Here is an 18,515-nt window from a genome sequence, read left to right as displayed (position 1 = left end):
TTCAATATCCTTTTGCGCGATGGTGATAACGCAAAAGGAATTAAACTATTTCACTACAAGAAGAGAGTTCAAAATGAGTAAAGGTACAGTAAAGTGGTTCAATGCAGATAAAGGTTTCGGTTTTATAGCTCCAGAAGACGGAAGCAAAGACTTATTTGTTCACCATTCAGAAATCCAAGCTGGTGGCGGTTACGCTACTTTGACTGACGGCCAAGCTGTTGAGTTTGAAGTTGGCGAAGGTCAAAAAGGCCCATGTGCAAATAAAGTAGTTCCTTTATAAGAACCACTGTTAAACTAGCAATTTAGGCTCGTAGTTTGAGCCGGATCTTAACAAACAACTTGTTAAGATCTTTGCTAGATAGTTCTCATCCAGACCTTACCACCAACAATATTTGTTTATTCATTGTGATGGTTACCAATAATTTCCCCTTTATCATTGTAAAATCCTGAAGCACCCCCTTCGACAAATCCCAACGTTAACATTTTTGCAAAGAATTCATCTGTATGATCGTCTCCAATATCAGCATACTCTGTACTTTGATAGGTATATAACTTGTCAAAATAAGCTTCGGTTTTAGCTGCTTGAGTATCAAGCTCTATCAGTTGCCAGCTTTCTTGACGCTGTTGACCCTTGAATTGAAAAGATTTTATTAATTTCAGCTGTGGCATCCACTCGATCAATAACCCGCTTTTTTTTTTGGACAAGTTGAATGACTTTTTCACAGGCTTCTCCATGACTTGCATACTCTTTATCAAATTATCAAAGTGGTTTCAGCTAAATTTTTGCTGTTTTAGCTCAATAGCTGCAGCGCTAACTTTGAGTATACTGCCCTGATCATACCAATCACCTAACACTATTCGCTGAGCTGGCTGGCCGTTAATTTCTAATGGGTGTATGGCAGGTCTATGAGTATGTCCATGGATGAGTTTTTTCACTGCAAACTTTTGCATGTAGGTTATGACTTCTTCGGATGTGACATCCATAATCTCAGCGCTCAGGGCCGATTGCTTCTGTTTACTGGTAGCCCGCCCTTTGTTTGCTAGCTTTCGCCGTGTCGATAAAGGTAGGCTCAACATGATCCTTGGCCACCACCAACTGCGGGCTTTTTTACGAAAAGCTTGGTATTCAGTGTCCTTGGTGCACAGTTCATCACCATGCATGATGAGGGTTGGGTCGCCGTATAAATCTATTACCACTTGCTCCGGCAATATTTTGAATCCTGCTTGTTTAGCAAATCGTTGACGGATTAAAAAGTCTCGATTGCCATGAATAAAATAGATCGGCACCCCTGATTGTCCCAAGGCGTTAAATGCCTTAGCGATGCTCAAAGTAAAACTATTTTGATCGTCGTCGCCAATCCATACCTCAAATAAATCGCCTAACACATATAAAGCATCGGCTTGAGGTGCTTGTTCAGACAAAAACGTAAATAAACATTGGTTAATGTCGTCTCTATCAGCAGATAAATGTAGATCGGAGATAAAGTAAGTAAAAGGGATCATGTAATGGAACAGAATGTTGAGTGTTTATAGGCAGTGCCAAGAGAGTCAAATAGATTGAACCGATTCAACTCTCTGGCCTTTGAATGTTATTCGACTATTTCAGCCTTTTGAATAACCACATCTTCCTCGGGCACATCTTGATGATAGCCAGAGTTACCGGTCGTTACCGCTCTAATTTTTTCAACTACGTCCATGCCTTCAGATACTTCAGCAAATACGCAGTAGCCCCATCCATCGGTGCTTTCACTTTTAAAGTTTAAAAAACTGTTATCGCCCACATTAATAAAAAACTGTGCTGTGGCTGAATGAGGTTCGTTAGTGCGCGCCATGGCGACTGTTCCAAGGTTATTAAGCAAACCATTATTGGCTTCGTTTTGGATCGTCGCTTTACTCTCTTTTTGAACCATACCCGGTTCAAACCCGCCGCCTTGGACCATAAAACCGTCAATCACTCGGTGAAAGATGGTGTTGTCATAAAAACCTTCTTTTACATAATCCAAAAAGTTGGCAACTGTAATAGGGGCTTTGTCAGCAAACAAAGTTAGGGTGATAACGCCATAATTCGTATGGATTTTAACCATGAAATAGATCCTTAATTTAACAATATAAAAATAATCAGTGCATTCTAGCTTAAATCTTAAGATTTTTTAAGGCTTTAAGAGCGATTGGCTGATGCAGCGTAGGTTTCTCGGTGATAGAATCCCGTTTTTAAATACTCTCCCTTACTATTACCCATCAGAGGATTTTGATTCGATGTTACATATATACAACACTTTAACCCGTCAGAAAGAGCAATTTCAACCATTGCAAGCAGGTAAGGTGGGTTTGTATGTATGTGGTATTACAGTGTATGACGTTTGTCATGTTGGACATGCCCGTACCTATTTGAGTTTTGATTTGATGGTGCGTTACATGCGATCTCGTGGACTTGAAGTGAACTATGTACGTAACATCACAGATGTAGACGATAAAATCATCTCAAGAGCAAATGATCAAGGTTTAACTCCAGAACAATTTACTGAGAAAACCATTGCCCGTATGCATGAAGACTTCGCGGCTATCGGTTTGATTGAGCCTGATATTGAACCACGGGTGACTACCCATATCCCTGAAATTGTTAACGTTATCCAACTTCTTATTGATAAAGGTTATGCTTATCAAGCACCCAGTGGCGATGTGTTGTTTGAAGTCAGTACCTATGCCGACTATGGAAAGTTGGGACGCCAAGACCTAGAGCAACTTAATTCTGGCGCCAGAGTTGAAGTGACCGCTGAAAAGCGCGATCCATTAGACTTTGTACTTTGGAAATCAGTTAAGCCAGGGGAACCTTTTTGGACATCACCTTGGGGCAATGGTCGTCCAGGTTGGCATATTGAGTGTTCTGCGATGAATCATAAACATTTAGGCAAACATTTTGATATTCATGGTGGTGGTTCTGATTTGATCTTTCCTCACCATGAAAACGAAGTGGCGCAATCCTGCTGTGCTTTTGATACACCTTATGTGAATTATTGGATGCACACCGGTATGGTGCAAGTAAACCAAGAAAAGATGTCTAAGTCTTTAGGCAACTTTTTCACTTTGCGTGATGTTTTGGAAGTCTATGATGCCGAAACCGTGCGTTATTTTTTAATGTCTGCCCAGTACCGCAGCCAGTTAAGTTATTCAGATAGTTTCATCCAGCAAGCCCGCGCTTCATTAGAACGTTTATACACTGCATTACGAGATGTCACGCCCAATATGGATGTGGATATCGCCATGGGTGATTATCAAACACGTTTTAATCAAGCTATGGACGATGATTTTAATACCCCCGAAGCTTTTGCTGTATTGTTCGATTTGGCCAAAGAAATCAATAAGTCTGATAAACAACAAGCTGCCGATTTAGCCGGTGTGATGATAAAACTGGCAGATATCTTAGGTATTTTACAGCAATCACCGAATGATTTTTTGCAAGGCGCTGCGGGCGGGGAACAGGATGACGTTGCTGAGATTGAATCCTTGATTAAGGCGCGGAACGATGCACGGGCTAGTAAAGATTGGGCTGCGGCTGATGCTGCACGCGATGCGCTAAACGCATTAAATGTGGTGCTTGAAGATTCAGCCGCTGGCACAACTTGGAGAAGGGGTTAAACCTAAACGTCTGGTTATGATGCTAACAACTTAACCGCAAGCGATGCTGCGAGTATTGTTGAAGCTTTTACTGATGCAGTAGACTATCTTGAAACCTTGTTTGACGATAAAGAGGATACTGCAATCGATAATACCAGTATTACCGCTCAGCTTGCCGAACGTTTTGGTTTATCAGAAGGTGAGTCCTTAATTAACATTACGGTTTAGTGTTGTTTGGTTAGTCGTAAAGGCAATGTGTGGTGTTCCATCGTTGCTTTTTTTATGGGTTTCTATTCAAAGCAATCAAGCTATAACCAGCGCCTAACCTTCTTTTTGTAGTGCAGATACTCGTCACCAAAAATTCTCTCGATAATACGTTCTTCAGGTTTAATTTGAAATTGTGTGATGTAAAGAATAAAAAAGGCAAGGGCGATAAAACCGTAGTAGCTGCCAAATTTAAAAATAGCCGCAATAATGATAAGTTGCATACCCAAATACATGGGGTTTCTAGTGACACGATAGATACCGCCTGACACCAAATAACTGGATTTTTCGGGTTTAGTGGGGTTAATCGTGGTTTTGGCTTTCCGAAACTCCCAGATACCCGCCAAGGCCACTAGTACCCCCATGGCAGCTATATACCAATATAGATCAGACAATATCAAGGGTAGGGCTAATAAAGGCAAGTAGTGGCTCAAGCCATAAGTTAGGCCAAGACAAAATAACAACACTATGGGTGGGTGGATTTTCAGTTCAAGTGCTTGCATCTTTAGAGGTTACCTAAGTGGTATATTTGCCATCAAATGAGTCTTTCCAACGTTGCTGCGACACATGTTGTTTAACCAACTCTAAACATTCATTTACTATCAACAACACTTCTTGGTCGAGCATCTGGTCTTCGCTAGAAAAACGGCCTATTCCATGCTCAACAAAATCATCTATTTTTTCTGGGGTGATGTCTTTCATTAGGTTAATAATCGATTGTGTGACGATATCGGTAACCGACTGCTCTAAGGTTTTTTCTATAGTGCTTCCCAATATAGGTACCAATTTCAAGGTGGACACTTGTGAGTTACCGCGTACCGCTTTACCTACACTTTTTTGTACATGGCTGCGAACAGATTCACCATGATCATTGTGTTCGATTGACTCGCCAATATGCACCATTACCGACGATATCCATTGGGTTAAAATGGGTAAACGACTAGCAAGGACTTGTTGGCTGATATCTTCTATTAAGGGGGAACCTGCAGAGATATCTTTTTGCGCATCAGATAACACCTTAACCACTATTCGATCACTGAGTTCTTCAACCAACACATCGTAATAAAAAATGATAAATCGATACACCGCTGTATTGCGTAAATCAATAATTTGATGTTTTTGAAGTCGATAAAAAATAGAAAAAATTCGCAAAAAACGGAATATTCTTGCGCCGCTCAAAGGAATGCAACCGATTAAATCGTACCAATGAATAAAAGGGAAAAAGTACCATCGCACATAGGTCTTACGGACTACTGATGCCAACCAACGCACACAAAACTCAGTCAGAAAAATAGCCACAAAGGCTAAGTCGTAAAGAACAAAGTTTTCATGAATTGGAGCATAACCCTTGACTATGTCTGGAGACATGGATGCTAAGATGGATTTAAATGCTTGGGTGGCAAATAACCCGTCAAACAATAGCCAAATTAAGTTGATGATGAGTAAAGCAAGCATCAATAAGTCGACTATTATCCAAGGTCCCTCGTGACTAGATTTAAGTTTGGAGTAGCTAAAGTTAAGCATTAATTAAACAGCCATCTTGTATATTAAGTGCGTGTTACATCAACAAAGATTTTCAATTTTTGCCCAGGCTGTAAGTATTTTGTAAGCTTAGCTTGATTCCATTTTTGTAAATCACTTATTTTGACGTTGAATTTTCCAGCAATACGGGCAAGGGAATCCCCATTGCGGACTGTGTAAGTGAGTGTGCGCATAACCGCATCCTCACTTTGTCCCTTGCTCACGTTATCGACCCAAACAACTAATGTTTTACCAGGGCGCAGCATATCTGCTGGTGCCATGCCATTCCACTTCGCCAGTTGCCGCAAATTAACTTTGTATTCTCGGCTTATATCCCAAAACGTATCGCCACTTTTTACCGTATGATTCAGTTTATACGCACCACTTTTTTTCGACTGGGTTTTGGCTAAGCGCTGTTCTTGAGACAAGGAGTAAGAATCTAATGATTTTAGCGCAACGGGAATAATCAGATAATTGCCTGCGATAATCAGATTACTTTTTAACTCGTTCACTTTGCTGATGATATCGGTATTGGTGTGATATTTGTTTGCTAATTGTAAAAGACTATCACCACTTTTGACTTTATGTCTGACCCAATTTAGTCGCTGTGAACTATCTGTTTTAGCTAGTTCAGTCGAGAATTTTTCGACCTTATCTATCGGCAATAATAACTTATAGGGTCCATTAGGATCTGTGGCCCAGCGATTGTAACCGGGGTTAAGTGCATGCAATTCTTTCACTGTAAGCCCGGCCATTTCTGCTCCTAAGGCTAAATCGATTTGTGAGCCAATGCTGACTTCTTGAGTCAACGGGATGTTGTTAATCTCAGGCCATTCAAAACTATACTGATCACTGTTATTCAAAATGTCGGCAAGCGCTAGGAGCTTAGGAACGTATGCACGGGTTTCTCTGGGTAAATCCAAGTTCCAAAAATCCGTATTCTTACCCATTCTTTTATTTTTTCTAATGGACCTTTGTACCCGTCCTTCACCGCTGTTATATGCGGCTAATGCATGTAACCAATTCCCATCAAACATCTTAACTAAGTAATTCAAATAATCGATGGCGCCTTGGGTCGACGCCATTACGTCACGGCGGCCGTCGTACCACCAGGTTTGTTTCATACCAAAACGTTGACCTGTAGACGGAATAAACTGCCACATGCCAGCCGCACGACCATGAGAATAAGCGAAGGGGTCAAAAGCACTCTCTACTATGGGTAACAGTACCAGCTCTAAAGGCATATTTTGCTGTTCCATTTTTTCGACTATTAAGTGCAAGAAAGGTTTGGCTCTCAAAGCCACACGTTTCATATAGCTGGGATGTTTTAGATACCAGTTACGCTGTGCTGCAATGCGTTTGTTATCTTCAAATTCAAACTTAAGCTGACTACGCACCCTTTGCCATACGTCTTTAATTTCAATTTCAGCGGCGGCCACAGCTATTTCTTCTGGTACCTCAACGGCCACTTCGATTGGCTCAACTGGATGGGTAATAGGTATAGTGCCTGATTCGGCTGATTCACAATCAAAATGGTCTTCTGCTTGCTTTTTAGATTGCCCACAGGAGACTACAATTTGCTCAGCAATTTGGTGTTCTTGTTCAAGTTGACTTGCTTGCTCATCACTTTGTGTGGTTGCATTACAAGCAGACAAAGTGCCAATTAAGACCAGAGATAGGAGAGTATGTGAACGCAATGTGTTTCCTTTTTATTATTTACTACTGTGATTTATTTCTATCGTAATCGCAGGTGTGGCATTTAAACGATACTTTAAGGGCAAAATATTTGGATTATTCTACTCATTAAAAATTATCTTTCCAACTTCTTAATGAAGCAAAAGTCGCCTGTTCAGATGCTAATGTTGCGGCCATATTCTGGCTTACATTTGTTACTAACTCTGGGCTATGACAACGTAAAAACGGATTCACCGCCAATTCACGTTGAATGTTTGATGGCAGAGTTGGAGCGTTTTTTTCTCGTTGTTTGTTCGCCCACTGTTTGTAATCAATCAATGCTTGATTATTAGGCTCTACAGTCTCAGCAAATGCAATGTTCGCCATAGTGTATTCGTGAGTACAGAAGACCGCAGTATCAGCAGGAAGTGCCGTTAACTTAGCTAAAGATTGGTACATTTGTTGTGGTGTACCCTCAAATAAGCGACCACAACCAGCTGAGAATAAGGTATCTCCACAAAACAGTCCTATATCACCATAATAAGCAATATGATCTAAAGTATGCCCAGGCACTTCTATTACGGAGAATTTGACGCCCAGTTGTGCCACTTCTATAGCATCACCTTGTGATAAACGAACTGTAATTTGTTCTATATTTTTATTTTGAGGACCATAGACTGGAATATTTGGAAAGGCGGCTAACAGCGCGTCAATGCCACCGGTATGATCCCAATGATGATGAGTGATGATAATGGCTGAAAGGATGAGTTGATTGTCTTGGCAATAGGCTAAAACAGGCGCAGCATCGCCAGGATCAACCACAGTACAATGGGTTTTGTTATGCAGACACCAAATATAATTATCATTAAATGCCTTGATGGGGAAAACGCTTACGGACATATTGTGTCTCCTTTCATAAACATTGGTATTAACAGTTTCATGCTTTTAGAGTAACATAAATTGATGAGACCAGCGTTAATCAAAAACCACCCAACCAAACCAGAGCTATGGCAGGATTTACCATTAGGTGATGAGCTTAGAGGTTTGATAGAAACCGAGATTGCCGAAGTGAGCCGCAAATTTTTTGGTTATCACTTAGTGCGTCTAGGGCATTTAAGCAGTCAAATTGAACTTGCTTCTTGCCCCATAAAACATCAAATCAATATTACATCTAATTCACAGACTTATACTAGCTTAGTCGCAAGGCCCGATGATTTACCTGTGAGTGAAAACAGTGTTGACGCATTTCTACTGGCTCACGAATTAGACTTCTCCAAAGATCCCCATCAAATATTAAGAGAAGTGGACAGAACGATTATGCCTAATGGTTATCTTGTTATTACCGGTTTTAATCCCCTTAGCCTTTGTGGCTTGTTTAAATATTTACCTATCAACAAAGGCAGCATACTGCACGAGGCTCGTTTCTTTAGCTGTGCTAGGGTAAAAGACTGGTTGCAATTATTAGGTTTTGAAATTGTTGACGTCAAACACTTATTATTTAACGAATTGTTTCTACAACGAAAACTTAGAGCATCCTCAAAGTGGAACCAATGGTGTTACCAATATCTACCTCTACTGACCACTATGTATGTGATAGTTGCCAGAAAACGGGAAATTCCGTTGTCGATGATCAAACCTAAGTGGAAAGCCAAAACGAAATTTTCCACTGTGGGTGCCAGCGTCAGAAACGGGGTAATGCAAGTTGAAGCACCTTGGAAACCAGAGAAATAAAAGCGTTTCAACCACAGGGAAAAAGGAGGACACAGAGGAAAAGATGAGAATTTTTTTTTGACCTAGAACAAATAGTCAATTAAACAAAGAATTATTATTTTTTATTCTTAAAAGCTGTTCCTCGGTTTAGCGAAGCGCTCTTTTTCCTCGGTGGTTCAAATGCTTTTAAGTTTTGCTGTGGTTAACGACGAGTCGCTAACCACAATAGCAGGATGATTACTTAACTTTCATACCCGGTTGCGCGCCTTCGTGTGGCTCCAATATCCAAATTTCTTCACCACCTGGGCCCGCTGCGAGCACCATGCCTTCGGACATGCCAAAACGCATTTTACGTGGGGCTAAGTTAGCGACCATGACTGTCAACTTACCTTCCAAGTCTTCTGGCTTATAGGCGGATTTAATACCAGCAAATACTTGGCGAGTTTCGCCACCTAAGTCCAACTCTAAACGTAATAATTTATCCGCTTTTTCAACATGTTCTGCTTTGACAATACGCGCGATACGCAAATCAATTTTGGCAAAGTCTTCAAAGCTGATTGTTTCTGCTATTGGATCTTTTGCTAATGGGCTTTTGGGATCAAGTTGCGTTTCTTTTTGATTAATGGCTTCTAAGTTTTCTTTTGAGTCTTCAATCATGGCGCTTAATTTATCCATATCTACCCTTTGCATTAAGGCTTTAAACTTGTTGATAGGGTGATCAGTTAATACACTTTGTGAACTTTCCCACGTAAGTTCATCATTTAAAAATGCTTCAGATTGACTGGCCAAAATCGGCACCACAGGTTTTAAATACACCACTAAAATACGGAATAAGTTAATACCCAGCGAACAGACATCGTGTGTAAATTGCTGTTTGGTTTCGTCTTTAATCGTCACCCAAGGGGCGTTGCTATCAATAAACTGGTTGGCTTTGTCGGCCAAGGCCATGATTTCCCGAATAGCTTTGTGATACTGACGTCTTTCAAAGGCCTGGGCGATGCTCGCTTCTGCTTGATGAAATTCTGCGACGAGTTCTGGTTCAAGCACATTACTGGATAACTTACCGTCAAAACGTTTGGTGATAAAGCTTGCACAGCGACTCGCTATGTTCACCACTTTACCCACTAGGTCTGAATTCACTTTTTGGGCGAAGTCTTCAAAATTAAGATCAATATCCGATACAGCATCACTGAGTTTAGACGCGAAGTAATAACGTAAGTATTCAGGGTTAAGATGATCTAAATAAGTGCGACCTTTAATGAAGGTACCTTTTGATTTAGACATTTTGGCACCGTTAACCGTCACAAAACCATGGACATTCACCGCAGTGGGTTTTCTAAATCCTGCACCTTCAAGCATGGCAGGCCAGAACAAACAGTGAAAATAGGTAATGTCTTTACCAATAAAATGGTAAAGCTCGGCATCTGAGTCTTTATTCCAATACTCGTCAAAGTCTAAGCCGTTGGTTTTATCGCACAGGTTTTTAAAGCTGGCCATATAACCAACTGGGGCATCCACCCACACATAAAAGAATTTGCCCGGTGCATTAGGGATTTCAAAGCCAAAATAAGGGGCGTCACGACTGATATCCCACTGTTTCATGCCTTCTTCAAACCATTCTTTAAGTTTGTTAGCAATCTCTGGTTGCACAGCGCCGCTTTGTAACCAGTCTTGCAACATGTCTTGAAACTGCGGCAAGTCGAAAAAGTAATGCTCAGAATCACGCAATACCGGCTCTGCACCTGATACCACTGAGCGGGGGTTTTTTAATTCAGTCGGGTCATAAGTGGCACTGCAGACATCACAGCTGTCGCCATTCTGATCGTGTGCATCACACTTTGGACAGGTGCCTTGTACAAAACGATCGGGTAAGAACATTTGTTTTTCAGGGTCGTACAACTGACTAATCACGCGTTTACTGATAAAACCAGCATCGTCTAAACGGTTGTACACCAACTCGCATAGTTCTTTGTTTTCGTCTGAGTGAGTGACATGGTAGTTGTCATAATTGACGCCAAAATCTATGAGATCTTGATGATGTTCGTCACGAGTTTGGGCCACCATTTCTTCAGGTGTAATGCCTAGCTGTTGGGCCCTAAGCATAACAGGGGTGCCATGGGAATCATCGGCACACACGCTGTAACAGCTATGGCCGCGCATTCGCTGAAATCTTGTCCATATATCGGTTTGAATATGCTCTAAAAGATGGCCTAAATGAATAGAGCCATTGGCATAGGGAAGGGCACTGGTAACAAGAATTTTGCGAATTTGTTCTGGCATGGTGAATTATGTTTAACTGAATTGTAAAAAATGGTCGCAAATAGTAGCGAAAATACGCCATCATTGCATTACGAAATTCCGTTTGAGTTATACAAAGTTAAGGCAAAACATGTTATTTGGCAGTAAGAGCAGTAAAAATATAGATGAGTTCAAAATTGCAGAGTGTATTAGCCGCTTTTTTGAACTACCCATTGCATCCGTTAAAAGTTGGATCCAAGTGAATAAAGGTGCTGTAAAAATCACATTGCCCTTTGCGTCTAAAAGTCTCCATGATGAACTTATCAAACAAATTTGTCTGTCAGCAGAAGACGCAACACTTACTATTTCTATCGATACCCAGATAACCTCGGTCCCAACCAAAATAGCTCAGATCCCTAATGTAAAAAATGTTATAGCCGTGGCGTCTGGTAAAGGGGGAGTGGGTAAGTCAACCACTAGTATTAATTTGGCTTTTGCACTGATGGCAGAAGGTGCAAAAGTGGGCTTATTAGACGCGGATATTTATGGCCCCTCTATTCCCATTATGCTGGGCAACCCAACGGCTAAACCTAGTAGTAAAGACAACAAAAAAGTCGAGCCCATATCTGCCCACGGAATAGTCGCCAGTTCTATCGGTTATTTTGTTCCCGCTGAAGATGCCACTGTTTGGCGCGGACCTATGGCAAGTAAGGCGCTGCATCAATTAATCAATGAAACGGCTTGGCCTGAACTCGATTATCTGATTGTGGATATGCCCCCCGGTACAGGTGATATTCAATTAACCATGGCGCAACAGGTACCTTTGAGTGGAGCCGTGGTAGTGACCACCCCACAAGACTTAGCATTAGCCGATGCTATTAAAGGTATTGCTATGTTTAATAAGGTCAATATTCCCGTTTTGGGATTAGTGGAAAATATGAGTTACCACCTATGTAGCCAATGTGGACACAAAGAAGCGATATTTTCTGAACTAGGAGGTGACAAACTGTCTGAAAAGTTCAATTTGCCCTTACTCGGAAAATTACCTCTTAGTATTGATATCCGTCAGCATGCCGACAGCGGAAAACCCATACAAGTCTCAAAACCAGAACATCCATTAAGTGAGGCTTATCGACAATTAGCCAGACAAACGGCAAAATATTGTTACTTAAAAAGCCTGCAAATAGCGTAAGCTCACGACATAAAATAAACACGGTCAACCGGCCTAAATATAAACCAGCAATAAATGAGCTAATTTTTATGCGATTGTGTGACAAAGACATCTACCAACATCTGCTAGATGGCAAAATAAAAATATCCCCACAGCCAGATTATGAAGAAATAAGTGGTGTCACCGTTGATATTAGGCTCGGCAATAAGTTCCGTGTGTTTGAAGATCATCACGCGCCTTATATAGATTTAAGTGGTCCTAAAGACCAAGTACAAGAAGCATTGAACAATGTGATGAGTGATGAAATCGTCATTGCCGATGACAAATCCTTTTTTCTACACCCTGGTGAGCTGGCGCTTGCCGTGACCCAAGAGTCGGTAACGCTGCCGGCCAATATTGTGGGTTGGTTAGACGGACGTTCTTCGTTAGCTAGATTGGGCTTAATGGTGCACGTTACGGCTCATAGAATTGATCCCGGTTGGTCAGGCAATATCGTATTAGAATTTTTCAACAGCGGTAAGTTGCCACTGGCCCTCAAACCTGGCATGAAAATCGGTGCAATCAGCTTTGAATTATTATCCGATTTTGCTGAAAAACCTTACAATTCCAGAGCCGACGCAAAGTATAAAGACCAGTCAGGTGCCACCGCTAGTCGTATTAGCGCAGATGATAAATCTTAAGTTACCCAGACCGCTTTACCAATGTAATGCTTAATCATCATCGCCCATAAAATTTATGGGCGGGCAGCTTATATTGCATAAAGCGTAACTTTTTCGAATAAAAACCTCTCATTTTTCATATATCAGTAGGAGAACTTGTGCCAGATAATGCGCATTTTTATCAACCAAAAGACGGTCATCAATTAGAGCATGACCCATTTAATTCAATTATTGCCCCGCGGCCAATTGGCTGGATATCCACCAAAAGTCCCAATGGTGAAGTGAATTTAGCGCCCTACAGCTTTTTTAACGCATTTAATTACCATCCACCTATTATTGGTTTTTCTAGTATTGGCTACAAAGACAGTGTGAAAAATGCAGTCGACACAGGGGAATTTTGTTGGAGTCTTGTTACACGCTCTCTCGCGGAATCGATGAATCAAACTAGCGCAGCTGTCGGCTGTGACGTTGACGAATTCGAACTTGCTAACCTAGCTAAAGGTCAATCAAAGATCATTGATGTGCCTCATGTGGCACTTAGTCCTGTGGTGATGGAATGTAAAACATCCCAAGTGATCCAATTACAATCTGCCAGCGGTGACAATTGTCAAACGTGGTTAGTCCTTGGAGAAGTAGTCGGTGTGCATATTTCTCAAATGGCACTAAAAAAAGGTGTCTATGACACAGCCGCTATGGAACCCGTTATGCGAGGTGGTGGACCAGGGGATTATTTCTCTGTGAGTGAACTACAAAAATTTCAATTGTTTCGGCCAAAGTAGGGATACAGCCCTAAATTTCACCTTAAAAAGCCAATCTTGGCTAAGGAATGCGCAACTAACACAAATTAGCTCGATTTAGCGTTGCAAACAAAATTAAATTCCGTAAACTGCGCAGCTCGGTCGGTGTGTAGCGCAGCTTGGTAGCGCACTTCGCTGGGGGTGAAGGGGTCGTAGGTTCGAATCCTATCACACCGACCAATTAATTAGATTAAAGCAAACTTGGTAGCGGCCTTCATTGGCTGGGGGTAAAGGGGTCGTAGGTTCGAATCCTATTACACCGACCAATTAATTAGATTAAAGCAAACTTGGTAGCGGCCTTCATTGGCTGGGGGTAAAGGGGTCGTAGGTTCGAATCCTATCACACCGACCAATTATAAAGGCCTACAGTGCCTATAGTAATTCCCTATAATAATTTATTTTAACGTATCCCCACTTGTGTCCCCCTGTTCTTGTGAAATTTCGCTTCCAAATAATCATTTGCAATACGATACTTTCCGCAACAAATAGAGCTTCCGTTGTCACATAAATGCATAACGTTTCGGTATCAACTTTAGTTCTTCGACTCCTTTATACTTTTCAGCTTTTCGATCATTTGTTAGCCCCGCAATGCTGAGTTGTGCCGCCGGTGGCATGTTGCAATCGTTCAACAGTTTAAGGGGGGAGGTGTCGCTGTTAGCACGGACTATTCTGTAAAGTGTTGCGCTACTCCACAATATTAAGATCTAGAAACCATTAATGTCAAAGGTGATAGTTTCTTTCGTACAGGAGCACTGATTGGCTCTCGGTGCACTACTATCCCAAACATCTTTAATTACCAATAGTTTATTTCCGATCGTTTCTGCAGAGTCGAAACAAGGTACATAACTACCGCTAAGTTTAGTCAATACCTTTACTGCTTTTTTCTCTGTCTTCGAGAAATCAAACTGGACATATTGCTCTCTTGGCAGCTATCAATAATTAGTGATTTAGCAATAATTCCATATTGAGAACTTTCCGATATCCCAGTCTGCAGAAGGTAGATGCACTTTGGATTAATGACTATCCCATCATGGATGAACCCCAAGAAGATATTCTTATCGGCACCATTTTTATCCCCCAGCCACAGCCAAACTCGACAGTACAATCATCATTAAAAAAAGCAATTTTCTCATTTCATCAACGCTCCTAAATTATTAAAAATAATCACATAGACATAATGATTCCCCACGATAAGGTGCTGATCTCTAATAATCGTGGATTAGCTGAAAGCCAGAGCCATAACAGTTGCGTTCAACAAACTAAAAGTAGATCAGCATGAATAAACATAACATACTTTTTATTGGCCTTGATACTCACAAAGCGGTTGTTGAAGTGGTCTACATCGAAGACTAGTGTTGCTGAAGTATCTGACCCTGAGGTATCTGAGGTATCTCAGGCTTGCGAGGTTTCGTAGACAAGCGTTTCAAATTGCTCTGCGACCAATTTGAAACTGCGGTGTTTAAACTCAGAACTATGATTGCTGGTAATTTTAATGCTTGAATATTCGTGGGGATCCCTCAGAATCTGACCCCAGATATTCAGATATTACGTTTAAAACTCGCTGAGTCGTCACTTCTTTATACTGATTGATATTATGTTTTATACCAGTCGAAAGAAGCTAACAACTTGTTGGAGCGTTAATGCCTGAGTTTGCATTTCTTCTGCTGTGGCGGCTAATTCTTCAGAGCTGGCGGCATTTTGTTGGGTAAGCTTATCAACTTGTTGAATTGCATGGGTGATTTGTCCTGATGCTATAGACTGTTCGTCTGAGGCGACACTAATTTCTTGCACAAGCTCTGCGGTTTTAACTATATCTGGTACCATTTTTTCAAGAAGCTCACCTGCTTGTTGGGCTACTTCAACACTACTCCCTGTTAACTGACCTATTTCTGATGCAGCAACTTGGCTTCGTTCTGCTAATTTACGAACTTCTGCCGCCACTACCGCAAAACCTTTACCATGCTCTCCTGCGCGCGCGGCTTCGATCGCCGCATTGAGTGCCAACATATTGGTTTGATAGGCGACATCTTCAATGATTGAAATTTTTTGTGCAATTTGCTTCATCGCATTGACTGTATTAGCGACTGCTCTGCCTCCCTCTCGTGCTGAAGATGCTGATGCTTCAGCAAAGGTATCTGTCTTTGTGGCATTATCGCTATTTTGACTAATGGATGCCCCAATTTGCTCCACGGCCTCACTCGTTTGTTCAACGCTAGTGGCCTGCTCACTCGTCGCTTCACTCAAAGAATTCGCGGAATCACTAACTTGTTGTGCTGCAGAGGCGATTTGATTTGAATTATTTTTAATCTGTTGTACAACATCAATTAGTTTTACCTCCATCAATTGTATTGCAGCATAAATACCGGTCGACTTTTTACGTGAGGTATTTCCTGAACCGTTTAATTCACCCGCTGCAATTGACTCGGCAATATCGAGAACAGCTGAAGGTTCGGCACCTAATTGTGTTAATACATTGCGAAGAATCATATAAAATAAAAGCAGGGTGATCAGGGTGATTATAGATGCTATAACAACACCAATTATTAATGTTTTTAGAGCTGCAGCACTAAGTTCTGCTGCAAATGCCTGGATCTCACTTCCAATGCCATCATCGATTTTTTTTAATAAACCTATCTTACCCGTTTGTTTACTAAACCAATCGACAGGATTGATACCAAAGTTCTGTTGACTACCGGATAACAATATGGCTCGTATATCATCGACATCTTTTACGATCCTACTATTCATCATTTCCTTGAAATTAGTGACCATCGTATCCGTCGCTAATGACATGAAAACCTGATTATAGGTATTTTGCTGGCCTACCAGATTGATAAATTTCAGGTACTGAGCGCTAGAGATACTATCTTGAGCAAAAATACCTGATACAACAGCACGTTCGATCCCCGCCCGCTCCTTACTCAACATAAAGTTAGTGTAAGCAACTGCCATTGTCGTTAATTCAGCATTAGAGCTAAATTTTGATAGACTATCACCCAGCGATAGAAGAACGGCATTGCTTTGTGTATAAAAACTAATGGCTTGTGCGGTTTCAATTGATTGATTAGTGACATTTGAACGTATTTTATTTAAATCTTTTAAGCGTATTAACGCTGTATTGATGATCTCATTTGTTTCTTTACCAAATTTCAATAAATTTAAGGTTGATATGTGATTTTTTAAGCTTTTTAGGCTTTCATCAACATCTTTACGCTGGGCAGTTAGTTTTTCAGCAAATTTTGTGCCTTTGGAGCTAAGAAATCCGGCAGTCATACCACGTTCTTTCTGTAACTCATGCACTAATTTGCTAGATTCAGCAATTAGCTGTGTCAGTTCATTTAGATCCTCTATTTCCCCATAGATAGTTGCGTTAATGCTTATCTGAAGACCTGAAAAAAACAACAAGCCCATTAAGGGCAAAACCGCAATTAAGAAAAGTTTGCTCTTAAGCTTTAGATTGTTAATGAAATTCAAAATATTTCCTTTAAGTAAATTAATATGTATTTATCGATTAGTTGACCATGGACTGGCAACTTAACTAATTGAATACAAATAATATTATTCAGATGGAGTTGCTCAGTCTAGGTTACGAATCAATGGAGATGAATCAGAAAATAATCTGGATTCCTTCTGTCCCTTGAGTCTGTAGTGGTTTTTTTATCTGGTTTTGTTCACCTAGATAAGGTCCGGTTAATGCTCTATTGAGCTTATGGTTAGGGGGGGGGTATCGAGTCAAAAATTTGCGGTATAAGATATAATTTTTAACGTAATGTAACATATTTGCGACACCTAAGCAGAAATAATTTACAGCTTTACAACAGGCAAGTTTGAAAGAACCTGCAGGGTCAGGTTCTATCGATTGCCATCGATTGGGCATTGAGCCCTTTTCCACCTCCACCTTTGTTATGCAAGCTGTGAAGCGTGTGCAGACTAAGAGGCTAGGGTATAAATATGCAAAGGGGACTCGGTTACTAATTCAACGGGGCAATTGCCACATTTTAGATAGAACTCCATGGCGTTATTTACCTGATCCACATAACCAAATTCCCCAAGCGCATGGCTGGGGGAATGCTTATAGGCATGGGAAAATGAAATCATTTCAAGGGATTGTGCCAACATCAGGTAATTTGGCTGTAACCAACTAAGTGCCCCTTTTAACCAGTGGTCACTATTGATAAACTCACTAAGGGTCTTGCAGTGCTGGGACTCTCCAAATACCTGCAGTTCGTCGCCTATTGGGTTCAGTCTAATCTCCAATTGCACATTAATACCAAGGCGCTGACAGAAACTGTTAATGCGTGCGTACACTTCTTTGGTTTCCTGCAACATATAGTCATCAACGTTTTCTAGCATCTTGTGCTGTTTAGTTGGCTTCAAGTGTTGAGAAAAAAGCTGCGGCAGCAAAAAATCCAGTACCTGAGAATTTGCCATAGTAGACCTAGCTAAAGGATGAGTCTGTTTGCCCTGCATGGCAGGCAATCTTATTTGCGCGGGGATCTCGAGTGCTGGCACGTTGTGGATCACTTATTGATTGATGAACATTATTCGGTGTGTCCAAGCAAAGCAGAGTTTATGCCAATGGTTATTATTTCATAATAATCAATGAGATATACTTTACTGTAAGCACAGTGCGCGGCACTGTCATTTTTATGACTGAGTCGTATGGCTTATCGATGCGCGCAAAGACCCAACAAAGGTAAAATGACAGTGCTGATGTAAGGCCGATCCCCTTTTTTCAAATGGGGCAGGATGCGCGTTAAAGTCAGCATGGATGAGGTTGAGGACATTGGCGCACTAGGTATTGCCTGAAAGGGTCGACGGTGTTTGCATCAACTATCATCCGCCGCGAGTCATATACGCCAGACC

The 18,515-nt window shown here is 41.1% G+C and carries 16 protein-coding genes and 1 tRNA gene; 7 read left to right on the top strand and 10 right to left on the bottom strand.

All coding sequences use genetic code 11. The features are described from left to right. Window positions 1-73: 73 nt before the first annotated feature. The gene (locus CXF95_RS19535) at window positions 74-280 is read left to right on the top strand and encodes a cold-shock protein (RefSeq protein WP_007618104.1); all 207 of its coding nucleotides are present in this window, start codon (window positions 74-76) and stop codon (window positions 278-280) included. A 116-nt stretch (window positions 281-396) separates the two neighbouring features. On the opposite strand, the gene CXF95_RS19530 is transcribed toward CXF95_RS19535, so the two are convergent. From CXF95_RS19530 to CXF95_RS19520, 3 genes are all read right to left on the bottom strand, one after another. Then, on the bottom strand, window positions 397-723 hold the full coding sequence (locus CXF95_RS19530) for a hypothetical protein (RefSeq protein ID WP_157828189.1): 327 nt from the start codon (window positions 721-723) through the stop codon (window positions 397-399). Between the two features lie 48 nt (window positions 724-771). Continuing rightward, window positions 772-1,500, bottom strand: a complete 729-nt coding sequence (gene lpxH, locus CXF95_RS19525; protein ID WP_198556649.1) for a UDP-2,3-diacylglucosamine diphosphatase — start codon at window positions 1,498-1,500, stop codon at window positions 772-774. Between the two features lie 89 nt (window positions 1,501-1,589). Then, window positions 1,590-2,084, bottom strand: a complete 495-nt coding sequence (locus CXF95_RS19520) for a peptidylprolyl isomerase (RefSeq protein WP_101200253.1) — start codon at window positions 2,082-2,084, stop codon at window positions 1,590-1,592. Window positions 2,085-2,256: 172 nt separating this feature from the next. Here CXF95_RS19520 and cysS point away from each other — a divergent pair, with 172 nt between their 5' ends. Beyond that, window positions 2,257-3,636, top strand: coding sequence for a cysteine--tRNA ligase (gene cysS, locus CXF95_RS19515; RefSeq protein WP_101200252.1), 1,380 nt, complete (start codon window positions 2,257-2,259; stop codon window positions 3,634-3,636). Window positions 3,637-3,923: 287 nt separating this feature from the next. Here the strand turns inward: cysS and CXF95_RS19510 are convergent, their stop codons facing one another. The 4 genes from CXF95_RS19510 to gloB all read right to left on the bottom strand — a co-directional run bounded on the left by CXF95_RS19510 (window position 3,924) and on the right by gloB (window position 7,974). Further along, on the bottom strand, window positions 3,924-4,382 hold the full coding sequence (locus tag CXF95_RS19510) for an isoprenylcysteine carboxylmethyltransferase family protein (RefSeq protein ID WP_101200251.1): 459 nt from the start codon (window positions 4,380-4,382) through the stop codon (window positions 3,924-3,926). A 13-nt stretch (window positions 4,383-4,395) separates the two neighbouring features. Further along, window positions 4,396-5,403 (bottom strand): hypothetical protein, encoded by a 1,008-nt coding sequence (locus CXF95_RS19505; protein ID WP_101200250.1) that lies wholly within the window; start codon window positions 5,401-5,403, stop codon window positions 4,396-4,398. Window positions 5,404-5,426: 23 nt separating this feature from the next. Continuing rightward, on the bottom strand, window positions 5,427-7,097 hold the full coding sequence (locus tag CXF95_RS19500; protein ID WP_101200249.1) for a LysM peptidoglycan-binding domain-containing protein: 1,671 nt from the start codon (window positions 7,095-7,097) through the stop codon (window positions 5,427-5,429). A 106-nt stretch (window positions 7,098-7,203) separates the two neighbouring features. Next, window positions 7,204-7,974 carry a hydroxyacylglutathione hydrolase gene (gloB, locus tag CXF95_RS19495; protein ID WP_101200248.1) on the bottom strand — a complete coding sequence of 257 codons (771 nt, stop codon included), beginning with the start codon at window positions 7,972-7,974 and terminating at the stop codon, window positions 7,204-7,206. Window positions 7,975-8,037: 63 nt separating this feature from the next. On the opposite strand from gloB, the gene CXF95_RS19490 reads away from it, so the two are divergent. After that, window positions 8,038-8,805, top strand: a complete 768-nt coding sequence (locus CXF95_RS19490; RefSeq protein ID WP_101200247.1) for a methyltransferase domain-containing protein — start codon at window positions 8,038-8,040, stop codon at window positions 8,803-8,805. 216 nt (window positions 8,806-9,021) lie between these two features. Here the strand turns inward: CXF95_RS19490 and metG are convergent, their stop codons facing one another. Then, window positions 9,022-11,064, bottom strand: coding sequence for a methionine--tRNA ligase (gene metG / locus CXF95_RS19485; RefSeq protein WP_101200246.1), 2,043 nt, complete (start codon window positions 11,062-11,064; stop codon window positions 9,022-9,024). 109 nt (window positions 11,065-11,173) lie between these two features. On the opposite strand from metG, the gene apbC reads away from it, so the two are divergent. The 4 genes from apbC (at window position 11,174) to CXF95_RS19465 (ending at window position 13,829) form a co-directional block, all read left to right on the top strand. Continuing rightward, window positions 11,174-12,214, top strand: a complete 1,041-nt coding sequence (gene apbC, locus CXF95_RS19480) for an iron-sulfur cluster carrier protein ApbC (protein WP_101200245.1) — start codon at window positions 11,174-11,176, stop codon at window positions 12,212-12,214. Window positions 12,215-12,282: 68 nt separating this feature from the next. Beyond that, complete coding sequence (gene dcd, locus CXF95_RS19475) at window positions 12,283-12,873, top strand: dCTP deaminase (protein ID WP_101200321.1); 591 nt, start codon at window positions 12,283-12,285, stop codon at window positions 12,871-12,873. A 137-nt stretch (window positions 12,874-13,010) separates the two neighbouring features. After that, on the top strand, window positions 13,011-13,631 hold the full coding sequence (locus tag CXF95_RS19470) for a flavin reductase family protein (protein ID WP_101200244.1): 621 nt from the start codon (window positions 13,011-13,013) through the stop codon (window positions 13,629-13,631). Between the two features lie 121 nt (window positions 13,632-13,752). Then, window positions 13,753-13,829 (top strand) — tRNA-Pro (locus CXF95_RS19465). A 1,419-nt stretch (window positions 13,830-15,248) separates the two neighbouring features. Here the strand turns inward: CXF95_RS19465 and CXF95_RS19460 are convergent. Next, window positions 15,249-17,123, bottom strand: a complete 1,875-nt coding sequence (locus CXF95_RS19460) for a methyl-accepting chemotaxis protein (RefSeq protein WP_101200243.1) — start codon at window positions 17,121-17,123, stop codon at window positions 15,249-15,251. 456 nt (window positions 17,124-17,579) lie between these two features. Next, a complete protein-coding gene (locus CXF95_RS19450) occupies window positions 17,580-18,161 on the bottom strand; it encodes a hypothetical protein (protein WP_101200241.1) in 582 nt (193 codons plus the stop codon). Window positions 18,162-18,515: the final 354 nt, after the last annotated feature.

The sequence above is a fragment of the Paraglaciecola sp. MB-3u-78 genome, from assembly GCF_002835935.1.
Taxonomy (GTDB): domain Bacteria; phylum Pseudomonadota; class Gammaproteobacteria; order Enterobacterales; family Alteromonadaceae; genus Paraglaciecola.
The sequence above is the reverse complement of the archived record's forward strand: the minus strand, read 5'-3'. Positions and strand labels throughout refer to the sequence as shown.

Coding starts and splice junctions, on each gene's coding strand:
- gloB (WP_101200248.1), bottom strand. CDS start 7,974: ATGTCCGTAAGCGTTTTCCCCATCAAGGCATTTAATGATAATTATATT.
- CXF95_RS19535 (WP_007618104.1), top strand. CDS start 74: ATGAGTAAAGGTACAGTAAAGTGGTTCAATGCAGATAAAGGTTTCGGT.
- apbC (WP_101200245.1), top strand. CDS start 11,174: ATGTTATTTGGCAGTAAGAGCAGTAAAAATATAGATGAGTTCAAAATT.
- CXF95_RS19490 (WP_101200247.1), top strand. CDS start 8,038: ATGAGACCAGCGTTAATCAAAAACCACCCAACCAAACCAGAGCTATGG.
- cysS (WP_101200252.1), top strand. CDS start 2,257: ATGTTACATATATACAACACTTTAACCCGTCAGAAAGAGCAATTTCAA.
- CXF95_RS19505 (WP_101200250.1), bottom strand. CDS start 5,403: ATGCTTAACTTTAGCTACTCCAAACTTAAATCTAGTCACGAGGGACCT.
- metG (WP_101200246.1), bottom strand. CDS start 11,064: ATGCCAGAACAAATTCGCAAAATTCTTGTTACCAGTGCCCTTCCCTAT.
- dcd (WP_101200321.1), top strand. CDS start 12,283: ATGCGATTGTGTGACAAAGACATCTACCAACATCTGCTAGATGGCAAA.
- CXF95_RS19510 (WP_101200251.1), bottom strand. CDS start 4,382: ATGCAAGCACTTGAACTGAAAATCCACCCACCCATAGTGTTGTTATTT.
- CXF95_RS19520 (WP_101200253.1), bottom strand. CDS start 2,084: ATGGTTAAAATCCATACGAATTATGGCGTTATCACCCTAACTTTGTTT.